Here is a 15,123-nt window from a genome sequence, read left to right as displayed (position 1 = left end):
TCAGAACAATCGGCCGCCGATTACCGGCCGGGCTCCGGGGCGTTTCCCGGTTTCCGTGCTGAACGAACCCGGCCCACTCTGGCACGGGGCCGTCGGATTGATCAACGTGCACCGCGGCCGGCGATTACCGGATCAGCGGTCCCGCCATTGCGGTTCGCGCTTTTCGGCGAATGCCCGCGGGCCCTCGACGACGTCCGCGCCGAGGCGCCGGCGCCGCTCCCAGACGTAGTCGGCGGTGAACGCCTCGGGCAGCGGCAGGTCCAGCGAGCGCAGCGCCGCCTCCTTGATCGCCCGCACCGCCAGCGGGGCCGCCCGCAGCAGGTCGTCGGTCCACTCGCGGACCGCCTCGTCCAGCCGGTCGGCCGGGACCACCTGGTTCACCAGGCCGAACCGCAGCGCGGTGTGCGCGTCCAGCCGGCGGCCGGTGAGCAGGTGGCCCATCGCCGTCTTCAGCGGCAGCTGCCGGGCGAGCCGGAACACCCCGCCCGCCCCCGGGACCAGGCCGAGCCTGGCCTCCGGGAGGGCGAACACGGCGTCCTCGGAGGCGACCACGATGTCGCAGGCCAGCGCGAGTTCGAAGCCGCCGCCCAGCGCGTAGCCGTTCACCCGCGCGACCAGCGGCTTGGCCAGGCCGAACCGTTCGGTCAGCCGGGGCCAGCCGGGCTGGCCCCGGCTGCCGAAGGTGGTCGCCCCTTCCCCGTCGGCGTCGATCCGGGCGCGCTCGCGCAGGTCCTGGCCGACGCTGAAGGACCGCTCGCCGGCGCCGGTCAGCACCACGACCAGCACCTCGTCGTCGGCCTCCACGTCGTCCCAGACGGCCGCCAGCTCCTCGTGGGTGCGCCGGTCCATCGCGTTGAGCACCTCGGGCCGGTCCAGGGTCACGTACGCGACCCGGTCCCGCTTCTCGTACCGGACCCGCGCCCGGTCGTCAGCCGTCACCGGGCCCGCCCCCGCGCGCCGTGAACCGGCCGACCTTGCCGATCACGTCCTCGCTGTACAGCCGCAGCGCCTGCTGGAGCGCGAACGCGGCCAGGTACCGGCGGAACTCCTCCGGCGGCTCCTCGCTCAGGTTCAGCATCCGCCGGTTGGCCACCACGGCGTCGCCCTGCAGCGACTTCAGCGCCCGGTCGACGGCGCCGTCCATGTCCTCGGGGGCCACCACCTCGTCCAGCAGGGTGCGCGCCTGCGGTTCGGAGGCGTGCAGCCGGCGGCCGCTCAGGATGATCTGGCGGGCCAGCCGCGCCCCGGTGGCCCGGGTCAGCCGCAGGTTGGACACGCCGGGGACGATGCCCTCCTGCGCGGCCGGGAGGCTGACGTAGGAGTCCTCCTCCGCGATCACGTGGTCCACGGCCAGCAGCAGCTGGCAGCCCCCGCCGATCGCGAAGGCGTCCACCGCGGCGACCCACGGCTTCTCGACGACGGCCGGGCGCCAAGCGGGCCCGTCGTCGACGACCAGGCCGCGGATCAGCTTCTGGATGTAGCCGGTCTCGCGCCGGAGCAGGAAGTCGACCAGCGAGATGTCCCCGGCGTGCAGCGCCTTCAGGTTGATGCCGGCGCTGAAGACCCGGCGGCCGCGGTAGCGGTGATGGCTCATCACTCCCCCGCGCACCAGCCCGACCCGCACCTCGGGGTCGAGCAGCGCGAGGTCGACGGCCGTCTCCATGTCGTCGACCTGGCGGTCGTCCTCGGCGTTCAGGCAGTCGTCGCGGGTCATGGTGATCCGCGCCGCGCCGTCCGCCCGCTCCAGCCGCACCGTGCCGAGGTCCAGCGCGCCGGTGCGGCGGAAGTCCGCCAGCAGTTCCAGCGCGCGCCCGGTCGGCCGGCGCATCGCGTCCAGCAGGTGCGGGCCCGCCACCGGGGAGCCCAGCACCCGGCCGAGGAACAGGCCCTGGTCGATCTCGTGCCCGGCCTTGGCCTCCTGGGCCAGCGCCCGGTCGGCGGCGAGCTGCTCCGCGGTGGGCAGCAGGCCGGGGAAGGCCGCGGCGGCCGCCCGGCACAGCTCGTCCAGCCGCAGCGGACGGGCGTGCCGGTCGGTCAGCTCCGCGTAGACGGCCTCCACGTGGGTGTCCAGGAAGGCCGCACGAAGGTCCCGCAGGGCGTCGGAGGGGGCCCCGGCGGCCGGTTCCGCACCGGCCGCCCGGGCGAGCGCGGCGCGGGCGACACCCAGGTCCTCCCGCACCTCGCGCGCGGCCACCGGGCCCGCCCCGGGTGTCGCCCGCGCGGTCATGACCGGGTGTCCGCGGAACGGCGCAGCAGGCGGTCGCAGGCCGCGAGGTGGGCGCCGAGCGCCTCCTCGTAGCCGGTGGCGAGGGCGTCCAGCATCAGCTGCCGGCGCACCGCCAGGTCGGCGCCGGGCAGCGCCGCGGTCAGCCCGGCGATCCGCGCGACGGCGCCCGCGGCGTCGTCGGTCAGCTCGTCGAGCAGTCCCGCCGCCAGCGCCTCGGAGGCCTCGACGGCGGTGCCGAACAGCAGCGCCCGGCGGATCACCGCGCTCTCGCCCCGGCGGGCCAGCCGGTACAGGCCCATGCCGGGCCAGACGCCGCCGTCGGCGCTCTGCGGCACCAGGCGGGCCGAGGCGCCGGCGATCCGGTGGTCGGCGGCCAGCAGGGCGTCCAGGGCGATGCCGCCGACCTCGCCGGCCGCGACGGCGACGGTCACCGCGGGCAGCCGCTCAAGGCGGCGCAGCGCGCGCTCCCACTTGCCGACCAGCCCGACCACCAGGCCCTCGGTCCACCCCGGGAGCGGGGTGCCGGAGACCTCCAGGACGACCGGGCCGCCGGCGCCGTCCTCGACCCGGTCGCACAGCTCGTTCACCGCGGCGACGGCCTCGGCCGAGGGCGGCAGCGCGCCGTCGATCCGCAGAGTCAGGCCGGTGTCACCCATCGCTCTCCCCTTCACCATTGGACCAGCGCCGTCTCGATCGTCGAACCGGGGCCCATCGTCATCAACACACCGAGGTCACCGGGCTCGGCGGCCCGCTCCGCGAGCAGCCGCTCGTAGGAGAACAGGAACGAGCCGCTGGACAGGTTCCCGTAGTCGCGCAGCACCCCGGTGGTGTGCCGCACGTCGTACCGCGTCAGGCCGAGGTTGACCCGGACCGCGTCGACGACCTTCTTGCCGCCGGAGTGCACCAGCCAGTGCGCGATGTCGCTGCGGCGCAGGCCCGCGCCGGACAGCAGCCGGTCCACCACGCGTTCGGCGTTGGCGCCGACGACGTAGGGGATCTCCGGGTCGAGGAAGAAGCTGAAGCGGTTCTGCTCGTCGTCCCAGTCGTAGCGCATCGCCCCGATCGCGTCGGTGATCAGATGGCTGGCGAAGGACAGGATCCGGGGGCCCTCGGGCTCCGGCTCGCCCGGCTCCGGGGCGGTCACCACGATCGCCGCGGCGCCGTCCCCGAAGAGGCTGTTGACGACCGCGGTGCGCATCGTGGAGTCCAGCGCGTACGCGGCCGAGCACGCCTCGGCGCAGACCATGACCGCGACCTTGCCCGGGTTGGCGGCCGCCCAGCCGGCGGTGGCGTTCAGCGCGTTGAGCCCGGCGTTGCAGCCCATGCCGACCACGTCCACCCGGTGGCAGGACGGGTCGACGCCCAGCTCCCGGATGATCAGCGCGCTGAGCCCCGGGGTCAGGAAGCCGGTGGTCGTCACGCAGCAGAGGTAGTCGATCCGGGAGAGGTCCAGCCCGGCGTTCTTCAGGGCCTCCTGAAGGGCCCTGGCGCCCATGTCGACGGCGATCCGCTTGTGCTTGGCGAGCAGTTCGCCCTGGATCTCGGGGACCGGCAGCCCGTCGGGGCCGGTCGGCGGCACGGTGAGGAAGCGCCGCTCGATGGCGCTGTTCAGGAACAGCGAGCGGATCTTGGGATCGGTGATCCCGAAGCGGTCCAGCAGCTCGCGCTGGGAGTACGACGTGCTCGTGACGGCCGTTCCGACCCCGGCGACCCGCGCCGTGGTGGGGACGTGCCGCGTGGCGGTGGCGGAGCGTCCACTGGTCACCTGAACGTCCACCCCCACATCCGGGGCCTGCTGCGCGGCGGGAGCACACGGCTCACCATGACGATCACCCTTTCCGTTCGGGACTAGGAAGCGGAACCGGACGCGGACGCGGATCCGGACTCGGACTCGATGAAGCGGGCCAGCCTGGCCACGCCCTCCTCCAGTTCCGCGTGCGTCGGGTAGCTGGTGGACAGGCGGATGGCGTGCTCGCCACCGCCGAGCGGGTAGAAGTACGACATCGGCGTCCAGATCACGCCGAACTCCTCGGCCGAGCGCGCCAGCGCGGCGTCGTCGGCGCGGAAGGGGACGTTCAGCGTCAGGAAGAACCCGCCGCTGGGCTTGTTCCAGCGCACCCCGAGGGCCGAGCGGCGCGGCTCGGGCAGGTGCTCGTCCAGCGCCTTCAGGGTCACCCGCATGGCGCCCTCGTAGTGGGCGATGGCCTCGGCGTTGATCTCCGCGAGCCGTCCCTCGCCGGCCAGCAGCATGCCCGCGGCGGCGGCCTGGCTCAGCGGTGAGGTGTTCACCGTGATCATGCTCTTGAGCTTGGTCAGCTCGTCCGCGAGCAGACCGGCGCCGGCCACCGGCTGGTCGGCGACCGCGTAGCCGACCCGGGCGCCGGGGAACAGCGTCTTGGAGAACGACCCCAGCTGGACGACCCTGCGGTCGCGGTCCAGCGACTTCAGGGTGGGCAGCTGCCGGCCGGGGCTGACCAGCCGGTAGGGGCTGTCCTCCAGCACCAGCAGGTCCAGCCGTCCGGCCAGCTCCAGCAGCGCGTGACGGTTCGCCAGCGACATGGTGTTACCCGACGGGTTGGCGTGGTCGGGCACCACGTAGAAGGCCCGCGGCCGGCGGCCCAGGGCGCGCTGCTCGCGCACCACGGCCTCCAGTTCGGCCGGGTCGAAGCCGTCCTCGCGCTCGGCGACCGCCGCCAGCCGGATGTCGAGGATCCGCGCCGCGCCGGTGATGCCGACGTAGCAGGGGCTGGCCACCAGCATGACGTCCTCGGGCCCGGAGATCAGCGCGCGCAGCGCCAGGGCCATCGCCTCCTGGCAGCCGACGGTGACCACGATCGAGTCCACCGGGACGTCGACGTCCTCCTCCGCGCGCAGCCAGTCGGCGATCAGCTCGCGGATCTGGCCCCGGGTCGGGCCGTACTGGAAGAGCGCCTCGCGCCGCTGCTCCGGCGTGAAGCCGCGCTCCTCCAGGTGGTCCAGGTAGCGGCGCAGGTAGTCGAAGATCTGCTCGGTCTCGAAGTGCTCGTCGTACGGCCGCCCCGGCGCGAAGGAGATCGCCCGCGGGTAGCGGCGGGTGATGTCGTTGAGGAAGTTCATGGTGTCCAGCACCGGGTCGCTCAGACTCGGGTGCAGGTCCGCCATGCCCAGGCCGCCGCCGGGGGCCGTGGAGCCGGCCGGCGCGACCGGCGCCGCGAGTGCCCCGGGCACGGCGGCCGCGGCGGGCCGCGGGCCGTCCCAGAGCAGCGCCGGGCCGGCCTCCGCGACCGAGCCGATCCCGGCCAGGCCCATCGCGTCCACGAGTTCGTCGACGACGATCCGCAGCACCCGCTCGGCGCCCTCCCGGCCGCCGGCCGCCAGGCCGTGCAGCACCGGGCGGCCGAGCAGCACCGCGTCGGCGCCCAGCGCCAGCGCGGCCAGCACGTCCGCGCCCCGGCGGACCCCGCCGTCGAGCAGCACCGGACAGGCCCCGGCGACCGCCCCGGCGACCTCGGCCAGCACCTCCAACGTGGCGGGCACCCCGTCGAGTTGGCGGCCCCCGTGGTTGGAGACCACGATGCCGTCGGCGCCCGCCGCGACCGCCTGGCGGGCGTCCTCGGCGGACAGGATCCCCTTGAGCAGCACCGGCAGCCGGCTGACCGAGCGCAGCCAGCCCACCACCGACCAGTCCAGCGCCGGGTCGAACTCGGCGGCGGCGTGACCGCTCGGGGAGGAGTAGTCGGCGCCGGAGAGGTTCGCCGGGGCGATCCCGTCCGGCAGCCGGAAGCCGTTGCGCAGGTCGCGGTGGCGGCGGCCCAGGTGCGGCGCGTCCACGGTCAGGACCAGCGCCTCCACCCCGGCCCGCTCGGCCCGCTCCACCAGCCGCCGGGTCTCCTCGCGGTCCCGGAAGCAGTAGACCTGCGCCCACAGCGGCGCCGTCGCGACGGCGGCGACGTCCTCGAAGCTGCGGCCGGCGAAGGTGCTGACGACCAGGGGGACGCCGACCGCGCCGGCCGCCTCGGCGGTGGCCGTCTCCCCCGCCGGGTCGGCGAGGGTGTGGTAGGCGACCGGGGCGATCGCCACCGGCGCCGCCCAGGTGCGGCCGAGGATCCGGGTGGCGGTGTCCGGGCGCCCGGCGCCGGCCAGCACCCGCGGGCGCAGCCGCACCTTCCGGAAGGCCTCGACGTTGGCGCGCAGGGTGCGCTCCTCGCCCGCGCCGCCGGCGATGAAGTCCCACACCGCCGGGTCCAGCCGGCGCCGGGCCGCCTCCTCGACGTCCGCCAGGGTCAGGGCGGATCTCACCTCGGTGCTCATTCGGCGACCACGCGGTCCCGCTCGACCGCCTCGTACAGCGCGCGGATGTTGGCGCTGCCGAAGCCCCGGGAGCCGCGGCGCTGGATCAGCTCGAAGAAGAGCGAGTTCCGCTCGTAGGGCGAGCGGGTGAACAGCTGCAGCAGGTGGCCCCACTCGTCGCGGTCGGCCAGCACGTGCGCGGCCTGGAGGTCCGCGATCTCCTCGGACAGGTCGCCCAGTCGCTCGGCGAGCATCTCGTAGTACGCGGCCGGGGTGCTCAGGAAGTCCACGCCCCGGGCGCGGAACTCGTGCACCGCCGGGACGATGTCGTCCACCAGGAAGGCCAGGTGCTGCACGCCCGGCCCGCTGTTGCGCTCCATGAAGCGGTCGATCTGCCCGGCCTGCTTGGTCGGGTCGGGCTCGATCAGGGTGAAGGTCGCGCCGCCGGTGGCGCTGCGCACCACGATCGAGTCCATGGCCTGGTCGCCGAACGCGACGTACTCCGAGGAGTAGCGCTCCAGGCCGAGGGCCCGCAGGTAGAAGTCGGTGGTCCCGGCCAGGGTCCCGGCCTCCAGGCAGACGGCTATGTGGTCCAGGCTGCGGATCCGCTCCGGCCCGCCGGCGGCGGCGTCCAGCGCCTTCCACTCGCGGCCGGCCGGCAGCCAGCCGTCGCCCGCGACGGGCACCAGGCTGTGGCGGACGTCGCCGAAGCCGGCCACCGCCGGGCCGCCGCCCTCGACCCGGACGGGCCGCGCCCCGGCGGCCAGCGCCGCCCGGTAGGTCGCGTCGACGTCGTCCGTGCCGAGCGCGACGTCGGCGATGCCGTCGCCGTGCGCGTCCAGGAACGCCTCGGTGCCCCGTCCGGAGGTCACCACGATGCGGACCCCGCCGCAGCGCAGCGCGGTGGAGCCGGTACCGCGCTCCACCGACTCCGCCACCGGCGTGAAGCCCATCGCCTCCACGAAGTAGTCCAGAGCGGGCTTCGGCTCGCTCGTGTACAGCTCTACGTACTCGATGTCACGCACGCCCATGGCAGAGAACTCCCCACGCTGCGGATTGGCTAGTTTTTGTCAAGGAACTCGATGACGGCCGAATTGACCTCGTCCGGCCGTTCCAGATATCCGATGTGACCGGCCCGCGGAATCCGCACGAGATCGCAGTCCGGAATGGCCTCGGCGACCTCCGCGCACAGGTGCGGCGGGGTGATCACGTCGTCGTCGAAGGCGATCACCCGGCACGGCACGGAAACGCCCCGCAGGGCCTCGCGCCGGTCGCCGTCGGGATCGGCCCAGGCCTGTCCCGGGGCCACCCCGTCGTCGCCGGCCAGCTCGAACAGGTCGAGCCAGTGGGCGACCTCGTCGTCGTTGTCCCGGGTCGCGGGCGACAGCATCTGGAGCACCGTCGTGGCGGCCCGGTGGGCGGGCGGGACCGAGACGCCCTCCGCCAGCAGTGCGCGGTCCGCCCGCAGCTGGGCCAGGCGGAACGCGTCGGTGCGCGCCCTGGTGCCGATCAGCACCGCGCAGCGGACCGACTCCGGGCTGGTCAGGGCCAGTTCCTGGGCGATCATGGCGCCCAGCGAGGTCCCGACCACCCGGCACGGGCCGATCCCGAGGGCCTCGATCAGGCCCTTGGTGTCCTGGACCAGGTCGGCCAGGGCGTAGTGCCCGGCCGGCGCGTCCGTCGGCGGGACGCCGCGGTTGTCGAAGGTGATCGCCCGGTAGCCGGCCCGGACCAGCGCCGGGGTCTGGTGCACTGTCCAGACCCGGCCGGAAGCGGCCGAGCCCATGATGAGCAGAACGGGTTCCCCGGCACCGGTGCTCTGATAGGAGATCCGAATACCGTTGGCGTCCGCGAAAGGCATGTCGGTTACACCCCGCCCTTTCCCGGAAGGCCCTTGTCGTGACGCTTCGCCAGCATGTTCCTTCACCCCGTCGCCGGCCCGGTGAATTCCGGACCAAAGGACCATGACACAGCGGGGGTTCCGTCCTCAACGCCGTCCGCGGACACACCGGCCGGGAACCCGGCGCGGCGCGGACAGGGAATTCCGGAAATGCGCGCGGGGCGGACCGGGCGGGCGCCGTCCGCCGCCCGCCGTCCGTTCAACCGAGCGGACGCGGCGGTTGAACGGGCTCCGGGCCGTCCGGGCCGTCCGGCCGGCGGGCCACCGGCGGACCACCGACGGAAGGGCGCGGAGCAGCATAACCGCCGGGGCGGCCCCGGCGGCAGCCGCGCACCGTGCCCAGGGGCCGCCGAACTCCATGCCGGACGGCCCGAGTTGGCTCGGGTGGTGGCTTGTTACCGATCCCGCCCTGCACATAGCCTCGACCCGCCCGACCAGGTATCGGGCCAGGCTCCGAGCAGGCCCGACGCGGCCGCCGGGGCCGTCACCGGTCGGAACGCCGCCGCGCCGCGCCGCATCCTCCGCACGAACGTCGCCCCGGTCGGCGACCGTCCGGCCGTCCACCACGCGCGTGCCGCGCGGGACAGATCAGGAAGGCATTCAACTGTGAGTCTGTCGGGACCATTTCTACCGCGCATGGACAAGCGCGTCACCAAACAACGGGTGCGACCGGGCACGCTGCGGCGGATCCTCCCGTACGCCGGCAACTGCCGCTGGGCGCTGGTGACCCTGGTGATCGCCGCGGTCACCGACGCGGTCATCACCGCCGGGAGCCCGCTGATCCTCAAGGCGGTCATCGACGAGGGCATCCTGCCGGGCAAGCTGCGGGTGGTCGCCCTGCTGGCCGCGGGCGTCGCCGTGCTGGCCCTGGTCAGCGCGGTCGCCGTCTACGTCCAGACCTGGCTGTCGGCGCGGATCAGCGAGGGCCTGATCTACGACCTGCGGACCGAGGTCTTCGACCACGTGCAGCGCCAGCCGCTGGCGTTCTTCTCCCGCGCCCAGACCGGTTCGCTGGTCAGCCGGCTGAACTCGGACGTGATCGGCACCCAGCAGGCGGTCGGCTCGCTGCTGTCCCAGACGGTGTCCACGGTCCTGTCGCTCGTCCTGATCATCGCCACGATGTTCTACCTGTCCTGGCAGATCACCCTGGTGGCGATGGTCCTGATCCCGCTGTTCTTCCTGCCCGCGAAGGCGATCGGCCGCCGGCTGCAGCGCCTCGCCCGGCACGGCATGGAGCTGGACGCCGAGATCGGCTCGCTGATGAACGAGCGGTTCAACGTCGGCGGCGCGATGCTCGCCAAGCTGTACGGGCGCCGGCAGGACGAGTCCGCGCTGTTCGCCCGGGAGGCCGGCCGGGTCCGCGACGTGAACATCACCCAGCTGACGATCAGCCGGCTGTTCTTCGTCATCGCGACCCTGCTCGCCAGCCTGATGACCGCGATGGTCTACGGCTTCGGCGGCGCCCTGGCGATCGACGGCTCCTTCGAGATCGGCACCCTGGTCGCGATGGCCACCCTGCTCGCCCGGGTCTACCAGCCGATCAACCAGATCTCCAGCATGCAGATCACCGTGATGACGGCGCTGGTGAGCTTCGACCGGGTCTTCGAGGTGCTGGACCTCAAGCCGCTGATCACCGACAAGCCGGACGCCCGTCCGCTGGACGCCTCGGCGAAGTCGCCGGACGTGGTGTTCGAGAACGTCTCGTTCCGCTACCCGGCCGCCGAGGAGGTCTCGCTCGCCTCGCTGGAGGCCGCCGCGTCCACCGCGGAGTCGGAGTCCGAGGCCTGGGTGCTGCGCGGCATGAGCTTCACCGTCGAGTCGGGCCGGATGACGGCGCTGGTCGGCCCCTCGGGCGCCGGCAAGAGCACCATCACCCAGCTGGTCCCCCGGCTGTACGACGCCACCGAGGGCACCGTCCGGGTCGGCGGCACGGACGTGCGCGACCTCGTCCAGGACTCGCTCGGGGCGGCCATCGGCGTGGTCTCCCAGGAGACCTACCTGTTCCACGACACCATCCGCGCCAACCTGGCGTACGCCCGGCCGGAGGCCACCGAGGAGGAGCTGGTCGAGGCCTGCCGGACGGCCAGGATCTGGGAGACCGTCGCGGCCCTGCCGGACGGCCTGGACACCGTGGTCGGCGACCACGGCCACCGGCTCTCCGGCGGCCAGAAGCAGCGGCTGGCGCTGGCCCGGCTGCTGGTCAAGAACCCGCCGGTGGTGGTGCTCGACGAGGCCACCGCGCACCTGGACTCGGAGTCGGAGGCGGCGATCCAGCGGGCCCTCAAGGCCACCCTCGCGGACCGCACCTCCCTGGTGATCGCCCACCGGCTGTCCACCATCCGGGAGGCGGACCAGATCCTGTTCGTCGAGGCCGGCGAGATCCGCGAGCGCGGCACCCACGAGGAGCTGCTGGAGGCCGACGGCCGCTACGCCCAGCTCTACCGCGCCCAGTTCATCCGGCAGGCCGAGGCCGAGGCGGCCACCCTCCCGGCGGGCGGGCCGCGGGAGGACGCTCCGGCACAGGACGGGGCGGACGGGGCGGACGGGGACCGGAACGCCGTAACGGCCGGTCGGGAGCCGACCGGCCGCTGAGGCCATGGTGCCGAGGGATCCGCGGCCGCTCCGCGTCAGTTGAGGCGGCCGCGGATCCGCCAGAAGGAGAGGGCGGACAGCCCGGCCGCGAGGACCGTGAAGATCAGGGTCTCCAGCAGCTGGAAGGTCCAGTACCGGTCGGCCGGCTGCTCGGAGATGTCCACGTGGATGTTGCCCTTGGCCAGGCACTCCGGCATCTCGGTGAGCGACTTGTTGTTGGTGCAGTCCTGGTACCAGTCGGAGTGGCCGACCGCCTTGCCGGAGGCGTCCAGGATCTCGGTGGTCTTCACCACCCACGGCCCGCCGGGCACCCGCAGGCCGCCGATCTCCCCGTAGGTGCCGATCTTCGTCAGACCGCTGATCAGCGGGGCGGTGAGCGGCACCGTGGTCTTGACCGGGGTCTGGTAGTGCGGGCGGACCACGGACGGCATGACGACCTGGAGCACCGCGAAGACCACCAGGGTGGCGCCCATCGCGGGCACGGTGTGCCGGATGAACAGGCCGAAGGTCATCCCGAGCGCGAAGGCGAAGGCCGCGTAGCCGAGCGGGACGAGGTTGCGCGAGCCGAAGAGCGCCGGCTCGAAGCGGTTGTTCAGGATGGTGTTCACCGGGCCCGCGGCCCAGGTCAGCGCCAGGCTGTAGACGCCGGCCACCGCCACGCTCAGCAGGCCGACGAAGCCGATCTTGACGGCCAGCCACCTGCCGCGGGTCACGCTCTGGTTCCACACCAGCCGGTGGGTGCCGGCCTCCAGCTCGCGGGCGACCAGCGGGGCGCCCCAGAACACGCCGATCAACCCGGGCACCGCCAGCAGCAGGTAGCTCAGCAGGTCCACCTGGCCGCCGTACTCGTCGGCGACGGAGGCGAGCTGCCCGGTGCAGCCGCCACCGCCCGCGCAGCGCGCGAGGGTGTCGTCGTAGGAGCCGTGGATCTGGGTGCCGAGCACCACCAGATAGACCGCGAGCAGGACCAGCGCGGCCAGGCCCACCAGCGCCTGGACACGGAACTGACGCCAGGTCAGCCAGATCATCGGTGAGCCTCCGTCGGCATCGGAACGATACGGGCGGTGCCCTCGTTCGCACGGGTCATGTAGGCGAGGACGAGTTCCTCCAGGTCGACGGCGTCCACGCTCCACGGGCCGACCGACAGCAGGCCGCCCTTGGCGTGGACGATCGCGGTGCTCTCGCGCATCGAGTGCTCGACCCGGATCGGCTCCACCCCGACGGGGAAGCGCTCGAAGTCGGAGCGGGCGCCGGTGATCCGGTAGTGCCGCGACAGCAGGTCCGACACGTCGCCGGCCAGCTGGATCCGGTGGTCGGCCAGGACCACCAGGTAGTCGCAGACCCGCTCGACGTCGGGCAGCGCGTGCGAGGAGAGGATCGCGCTCGCGCCGAGGTCGACGATGAACTCCATCAGGTTGTCCAGGAAGCCGGAGCGCGCCAGCGGGTCGAGCGCGGCCGCCGGCTCGTCGAAGATCAGCAGCTCGGGCCGCTTGGCCGCCGCGACGGTGAGCGCCAGCTGGGCCCGCTGGCCGCCGGAGAGCCGGCCCGCCTTCTGCTTGGGGTCCAGGCCGATCTGGGCGATCCGCCGCTGCGCCAGCGCGCCGTCCCAGGTCGGGTTCAGCCGGGCGCCCAGGCGCAGGTGGTCCGCCACGGACAGGTCGCCGTACACCGGCGTGTCCTGGGCGACGAAGCCGACCTTGGCCAGGTGGGCCGGGTTGGCGGCGGGCTCGGCGCCCAGCACGCGGATGGTGCCCTCGGTGGGCTTGATCAGTCCGCAGGACATGTTCAACAGCGTCGACTTGCCGGCGCCGTTGGGGCCGACCAGGCCGATCACCCGCCCCTGCGGGATGTTCAGGTCGCAGTCGACCAGCGCCTGGTGGCGGCCGTATCGCTTGCCGAGTTTCACGGCTTCGAGTACCGGTGTCATGTGGGTCTTTCCCTCGATCGAGGATCGCGAAGTGGTCGTGGTGCGGGGTGTCCGGAGACCGGTCCCCGGCCGGGGGGGACGGGCGGCGTCAGCGGCGCGGAGCGCGCCCGGAGCGGTACTTCTTGACGCCCCAGTAGGCCCCGTAGACCACCGCGACGAGCACCACCAGGTTGAGCGCCCACCAGGCGTACAGCAGCGGACTGCGCACGGTCTTCTCGGCCTCGGCGGCGACGGCGAGGAGGGCGGGGGCGGAGGAGGTCAGATCAGCCATGACCTCAGCCTGCTGGTCACGCGCCCGCGCCCGCACCGGCCGAAAGGACGGTCCGGGCCCACCCACTCCTACTTTCGGCCGGTTCGGCCGCCGGTACCCGATCGCGTAGCGTGCACAGGGTGATTACCGCTCTTCGATCGGCCGCCGGGCCGAGGGCCGCGGTCAACACGGCGCTGGGCACCGTGTTCGCCGCCGTCCTGTCCGTCATGGCCGCGCAGTACGCGTCCCAGGGCCGGCCCTGGGCCTTCGACGCCGGCGTCGGTCTGCTGGTCTGCGTGATCGCCCTGGCCCGCGAGTGGAACCGCGCGTGGGCGGCCGTCGCCGGACTGGTGGTCGCGGGCGGCGCCGCCGTGATCGCCAGACTGGCCGACCTGCCCGGCGAGCCCGGCCCCGGCGCGGTCCTCGCGCTGCTGGTCCTCGGCGGCTCGGCCATCCGGGCACTGCCCCGCCGGCAGGCCGGTGCGATCGCGGCGGGCGGCCTGGTGCTGATGGTCTCCGGCTGGCTGACCCAGGACGGCCCGAGCACCGCCTTCCGGGTGGGCACCGAGGTCTGGGCGCTGGCCCTCGGGGTCGGTCTGCTGCTGCGCTTCCTGGACTACCGCCGCCGCACCGCCGCCGAGGCCGTACGGCACGACGAGCGGCTGATCCTGGCCCGGGAGCTGCACGACGTGGTCGCCCACCACATCACCGGGATCGTGGTGCAGGCCCAGGCCGCCCGGATCGTCGGCCGCTCGCGGCCCGAGACGCTGGACGGCACCCTCGCGGGCATCGAGGGGGCGGGCGCCGAGGCGCTGGCCGCGATGCGCCGGGTGGTCGGGCTGCTGCGCGACACCGACGACGTGGTCACCACCTCCCCCACCCCGCACGGCCTGGACCACCTGCCCGAACTCGTCCAGCGCTTCGAGGGCCACGGGCCGGACATCGAACTGCGGCTGCCCGAGGAGCCGGTGCCCTGGCCCCCCGAGGTGGACACCACGGTCTACCGGATCGTCCAGGAGTCCCTGACCAACATCGCCCGGCACGCCTCGCAGGCGCGCTCCGCCGTCGTCGACATCGCCCAGGACCGGGAGGCCGTCACCATCTCCATCACCAACGACGTGCCGGCCGGCCACGGCCGGGCCCGGCACCTGCAGAAGGGCGGCTTCGGCCTGATCGGCATGCGCGAACGCGTCGAGGCGCTCGGCGGCACGCTGACCGTCGGCCCGGAGGCCGGCGCCGGCTGGTCGGTGCTGGCCACCGTGCCGGTCCTGGTGAAGGAGTCGCGTTGACCATCAACGTCCTGCTCGCCGACGACCAGGCGATGATCCGCGGCGGCCTGAAGCTCATCCTGGAGGACCAGGACGACATCACCGTGGTCGGCGAGGCCGCGGACGGCGCCGAGGCGGTCGACCTGGCGCGGCGGCTGCGCCCCGACGTCTGCCTGGTGGACATCCGGATGCCCAAGCTGGACGGCATCGAGGTGACCCGGGCGCTGGCCGGCGCCCATGTCGCCGACCCGCTGCGGGTGGTCATCGTCACCACCTTCGACCTCGACGAGTACGTGCACGGCGCCCTGCACGCCGGGGCGGTCGGCTTCGTGCTGAAGGACGCCGGACCGGCCCTGCTGGTCGAGGCGGTCCGGGCCGCCAGCGCCGGTGACGCGCTGATCTCCCCGTCGATCACCCTGCGGCTGCTGCGCAACCTGGCGCCGACCCGGCAGAGCAAGGTGACCGGGCCCGCGCAGCCGCTCTCGCTGCGGGAGATCGAGGTCATCCGGGCCATCGCCCGGGGGCGCACCAACCAGGAGATCGCCACCGCGCTGTTCATCTCGCTGAGCACGGTCAAGAGCCATCTGGCGACCATCCAGAACAAGCTCCGGGTGCGCAACCGGGTGGAGATCGCGGCCTGGGCCTGGGAGAGCCGGCTGATGGACGGCGCCGGGCCCGCGCTCTGACGCC

Annotated in this window: 13 protein-coding genes; 3 read left to right on the top strand and 10 right to left on the bottom strand. The window is 73.6% G+C overall.

The genetic code is table 11. The features are described 5' to 3' along the window. Nucleotides 1–132: 132 nt before the first annotated feature. The 7 genes from dpgD to ACFZBX_RS34315 all read right to left on the bottom strand — a co-directional run bounded on the left by dpgD (nucleotide 133) and on the right by ACFZBX_RS34315 (nucleotide 8,357). Complete coding sequence (gene dpgD, locus ACFZBX_RS34345; RefSeq protein ID WP_391537726.1) at nucleotides 133–939, bottom strand: enoyl-CoA-hydratase DpgD; 807 nt, start codon at nucleotides 937–939, stop codon at nucleotides 133–135. Then, nucleotides 929–2,227 (bottom strand): (3,5-dihydroxyphenyl)acetyl-CoA 1,2-dioxygenase DpgC, encoded by a 1,299-nt coding sequence (gene dpgC, locus ACFZBX_RS34340; RefSeq protein ID WP_391537725.1) that lies wholly within the window; start codon nucleotides 2,225–2,227, stop codon nucleotides 929–931. The genes dpgD and dpgC overlap by 11 nt, the downstream gene beginning before the upstream one ends. Next, nucleotides 2,224–2,883, bottom strand: coding sequence for an enoyl-CoA-hydratase DpgB (gene dpgB, locus ACFZBX_RS34335; protein WP_391537724.1), 660 nt, complete (start codon nucleotides 2,881–2,883; stop codon nucleotides 2,224–2,226). Before dpgB ends, dpgC begins: the two co-directional genes overlap by 4 nt. Before the next feature lie 11 nt (nucleotides 2,884–2,894). Continuing rightward, nucleotides 2,895–3,992 (bottom strand): 3,5-dihydroxyphenylacetyl-CoA synthase DpgA, encoded by a 1,098-nt coding sequence (gene dpgA / locus ACFZBX_RS34330; RefSeq protein ID WP_391537723.1) that lies wholly within the window; start codon nucleotides 3,990–3,992, stop codon nucleotides 2,895–2,897. 83 nt (nucleotides 3,993–4,075) lie between these two features. Next, complete coding sequence (locus ACFZBX_RS34325; protein WP_391537722.1) at nucleotides 4,076–6,505, bottom strand: aminotransferase class I/II-fold pyridoxal phosphate-dependent enzyme; 2,430 nt, start codon at nucleotides 6,503–6,505, stop codon at nucleotides 4,076–4,078. 8 nt (nucleotides 6,506–6,513) lie between these two features. Beyond that, on the bottom strand, nucleotides 6,514–7,527 hold the full coding sequence (hppD, locus tag ACFZBX_RS34320; RefSeq protein WP_391537721.1) for a 4-hydroxyphenylpyruvate dioxygenase: 1,014 nt from the start codon (nucleotides 7,525–7,527) through the stop codon (nucleotides 6,514–6,516). 29 nt (nucleotides 7,528–7,556) lie between these two features. Continuing rightward, nucleotides 7,557–8,357 (bottom strand): alpha/beta fold hydrolase, encoded by an 801-nt coding sequence (locus ACFZBX_RS34315; protein WP_391537720.1) that lies wholly within the window; start codon nucleotides 8,355–8,357, stop codon nucleotides 7,557–7,559. A 675-nt stretch (nucleotides 8,358–9,032) separates the two neighbouring features. Here ACFZBX_RS34315 and ACFZBX_RS34310 point away from each other — a divergent pair. Continuing rightward, nucleotides 9,033–10,988, top strand: coding sequence for an ABC transporter ATP-binding protein (locus tag ACFZBX_RS34310; RefSeq protein ID WP_391537719.1), 1,956 nt, complete (start codon nucleotides 9,033–9,035; stop codon nucleotides 10,986–10,988). 35 nt (nucleotides 10,989–11,023) lie between these two features. Here ACFZBX_RS34310 and ACFZBX_RS34305 read toward each other — a convergent pair whose 3' ends face one another. The 3 genes from ACFZBX_RS34305 to ACFZBX_RS34295 all read right to left on the bottom strand — a co-directional run bounded on the left by ACFZBX_RS34305 (nucleotide 11,024) and on the right by ACFZBX_RS34295 (nucleotide 13,186). Further along, a complete protein-coding gene (locus ACFZBX_RS34305) occupies nucleotides 11,024–12,016 on the bottom strand; it encodes an ABC transporter permease (RefSeq protein WP_391537718.1) in 993 nt (330 codons plus the stop codon). After that, nucleotides 12,013–12,915: an ABC transporter ATP-binding protein gene (locus ACFZBX_RS34300; RefSeq protein ID WP_391537717.1), complete on the bottom strand. Its 903-nt coding sequence runs from the start codon at nucleotides 12,913–12,915 to the stop codon at nucleotides 12,013–12,015. The genes ACFZBX_RS34305 and ACFZBX_RS34300 overlap by 4 nt, the downstream gene beginning before the upstream one ends. 88 nt (nucleotides 12,916–13,003) lie before the next feature. Then, entirely contained in the window at nucleotides 13,004–13,186 is a 183-nt protein-coding gene (locus ACFZBX_RS34295) for a hypothetical protein (RefSeq protein ID WP_380757001.1), read from the bottom strand. A 119-nt stretch (nucleotides 13,187–13,305) separates the two neighbouring features. Between ACFZBX_RS34295 and ACFZBX_RS34290 the strand changes: the two genes are divergently transcribed. Both ACFZBX_RS34290 and ACFZBX_RS34285 read left to right on the top strand, forming a co-directional pair. Next, a complete protein-coding gene (locus ACFZBX_RS34290) occupies nucleotides 13,306–14,454 on the top strand; it encodes a histidine kinase (protein ID WP_391537716.1) in 1,149 nt (382 codons plus the stop codon). Further along, nucleotides 14,451–15,119 carry a response regulator gene (locus ACFZBX_RS34285; RefSeq protein WP_391537715.1) on the top strand — a complete coding sequence of 223 codons (669 nt, stop codon included), beginning with the start codon at nucleotides 14,451–14,453 and terminating at the stop codon, nucleotides 15,117–15,119. The genes ACFZBX_RS34290 and ACFZBX_RS34285 overlap by 4 nt, the downstream gene beginning before the upstream one ends. Nucleotides 15,120–15,123: the final 4 nt, after the last annotated feature.

The organism is Kitasatospora sp. NPDC008115, from assembly GCF_042957205.1.
In the GTDB taxonomy this organism is placed as follows: domain Bacteria; phylum Actinomycetota; class Actinomycetes; order Streptomycetales; family Streptomycetaceae; genus Kitasatospora.
This window is presented reverse-complemented; position numbering and strand designations above follow the sequence as displayed.

Excerpts from the sequence above, each read along its gene's own strand:
- dpgC (WP_391537725.1), bottom strand. The coding sequence starts at position 2,227 with ATGACCGCGCGGGCGACACCCGGGGCGGGCCCGGTGGCCGCGCGCGAG.
- dpgB (WP_391537724.1), bottom strand. The coding sequence starts at position 2,883 with ATGGGTGACACCGGCCTGACTCTGCGGATCGACGGCGCGCTGCCGCCC.
- hppD (WP_391537721.1), bottom strand. The coding sequence starts at position 7,527 with ATGGGCGTGCGTGACATCGAGTACGTAGAGCTGTACACGAGCGAGCCG.
- ACFZBX_RS34315 (WP_391537720.1), bottom strand. The coding sequence starts at position 8,357 with ATGCCTTTCGCGGACGCCAACGGTATTCGGATCTCCTATCAGAGCACC.
- ACFZBX_RS34310 (WP_391537719.1), top strand. The coding sequence starts at position 9,033 with ATGGACAAGCGCGTCACCAAACAACGGGTGCGACCGGGCACGCTGCGG.
- ACFZBX_RS34305 (WP_391537718.1), bottom strand. The coding sequence starts at position 12,016 with ATGATCTGGCTGACCTGGCGTCAGTTCCGTGTCCAGGCGCTGGTGGGC.
- ACFZBX_RS34300 (WP_391537717.1), bottom strand. The coding sequence starts at position 12,915 with ATGACACCGGTACTCGAAGCCGTGAAACTCGGCAAGCGATACGGCCGC.
- ACFZBX_RS34295 (WP_380757001.1), bottom strand. The coding sequence starts at position 13,186 with ATGGCTGATCTGACCTCCTCCGCCCCCGCCCTCCTCGCCGTCGCCGCC.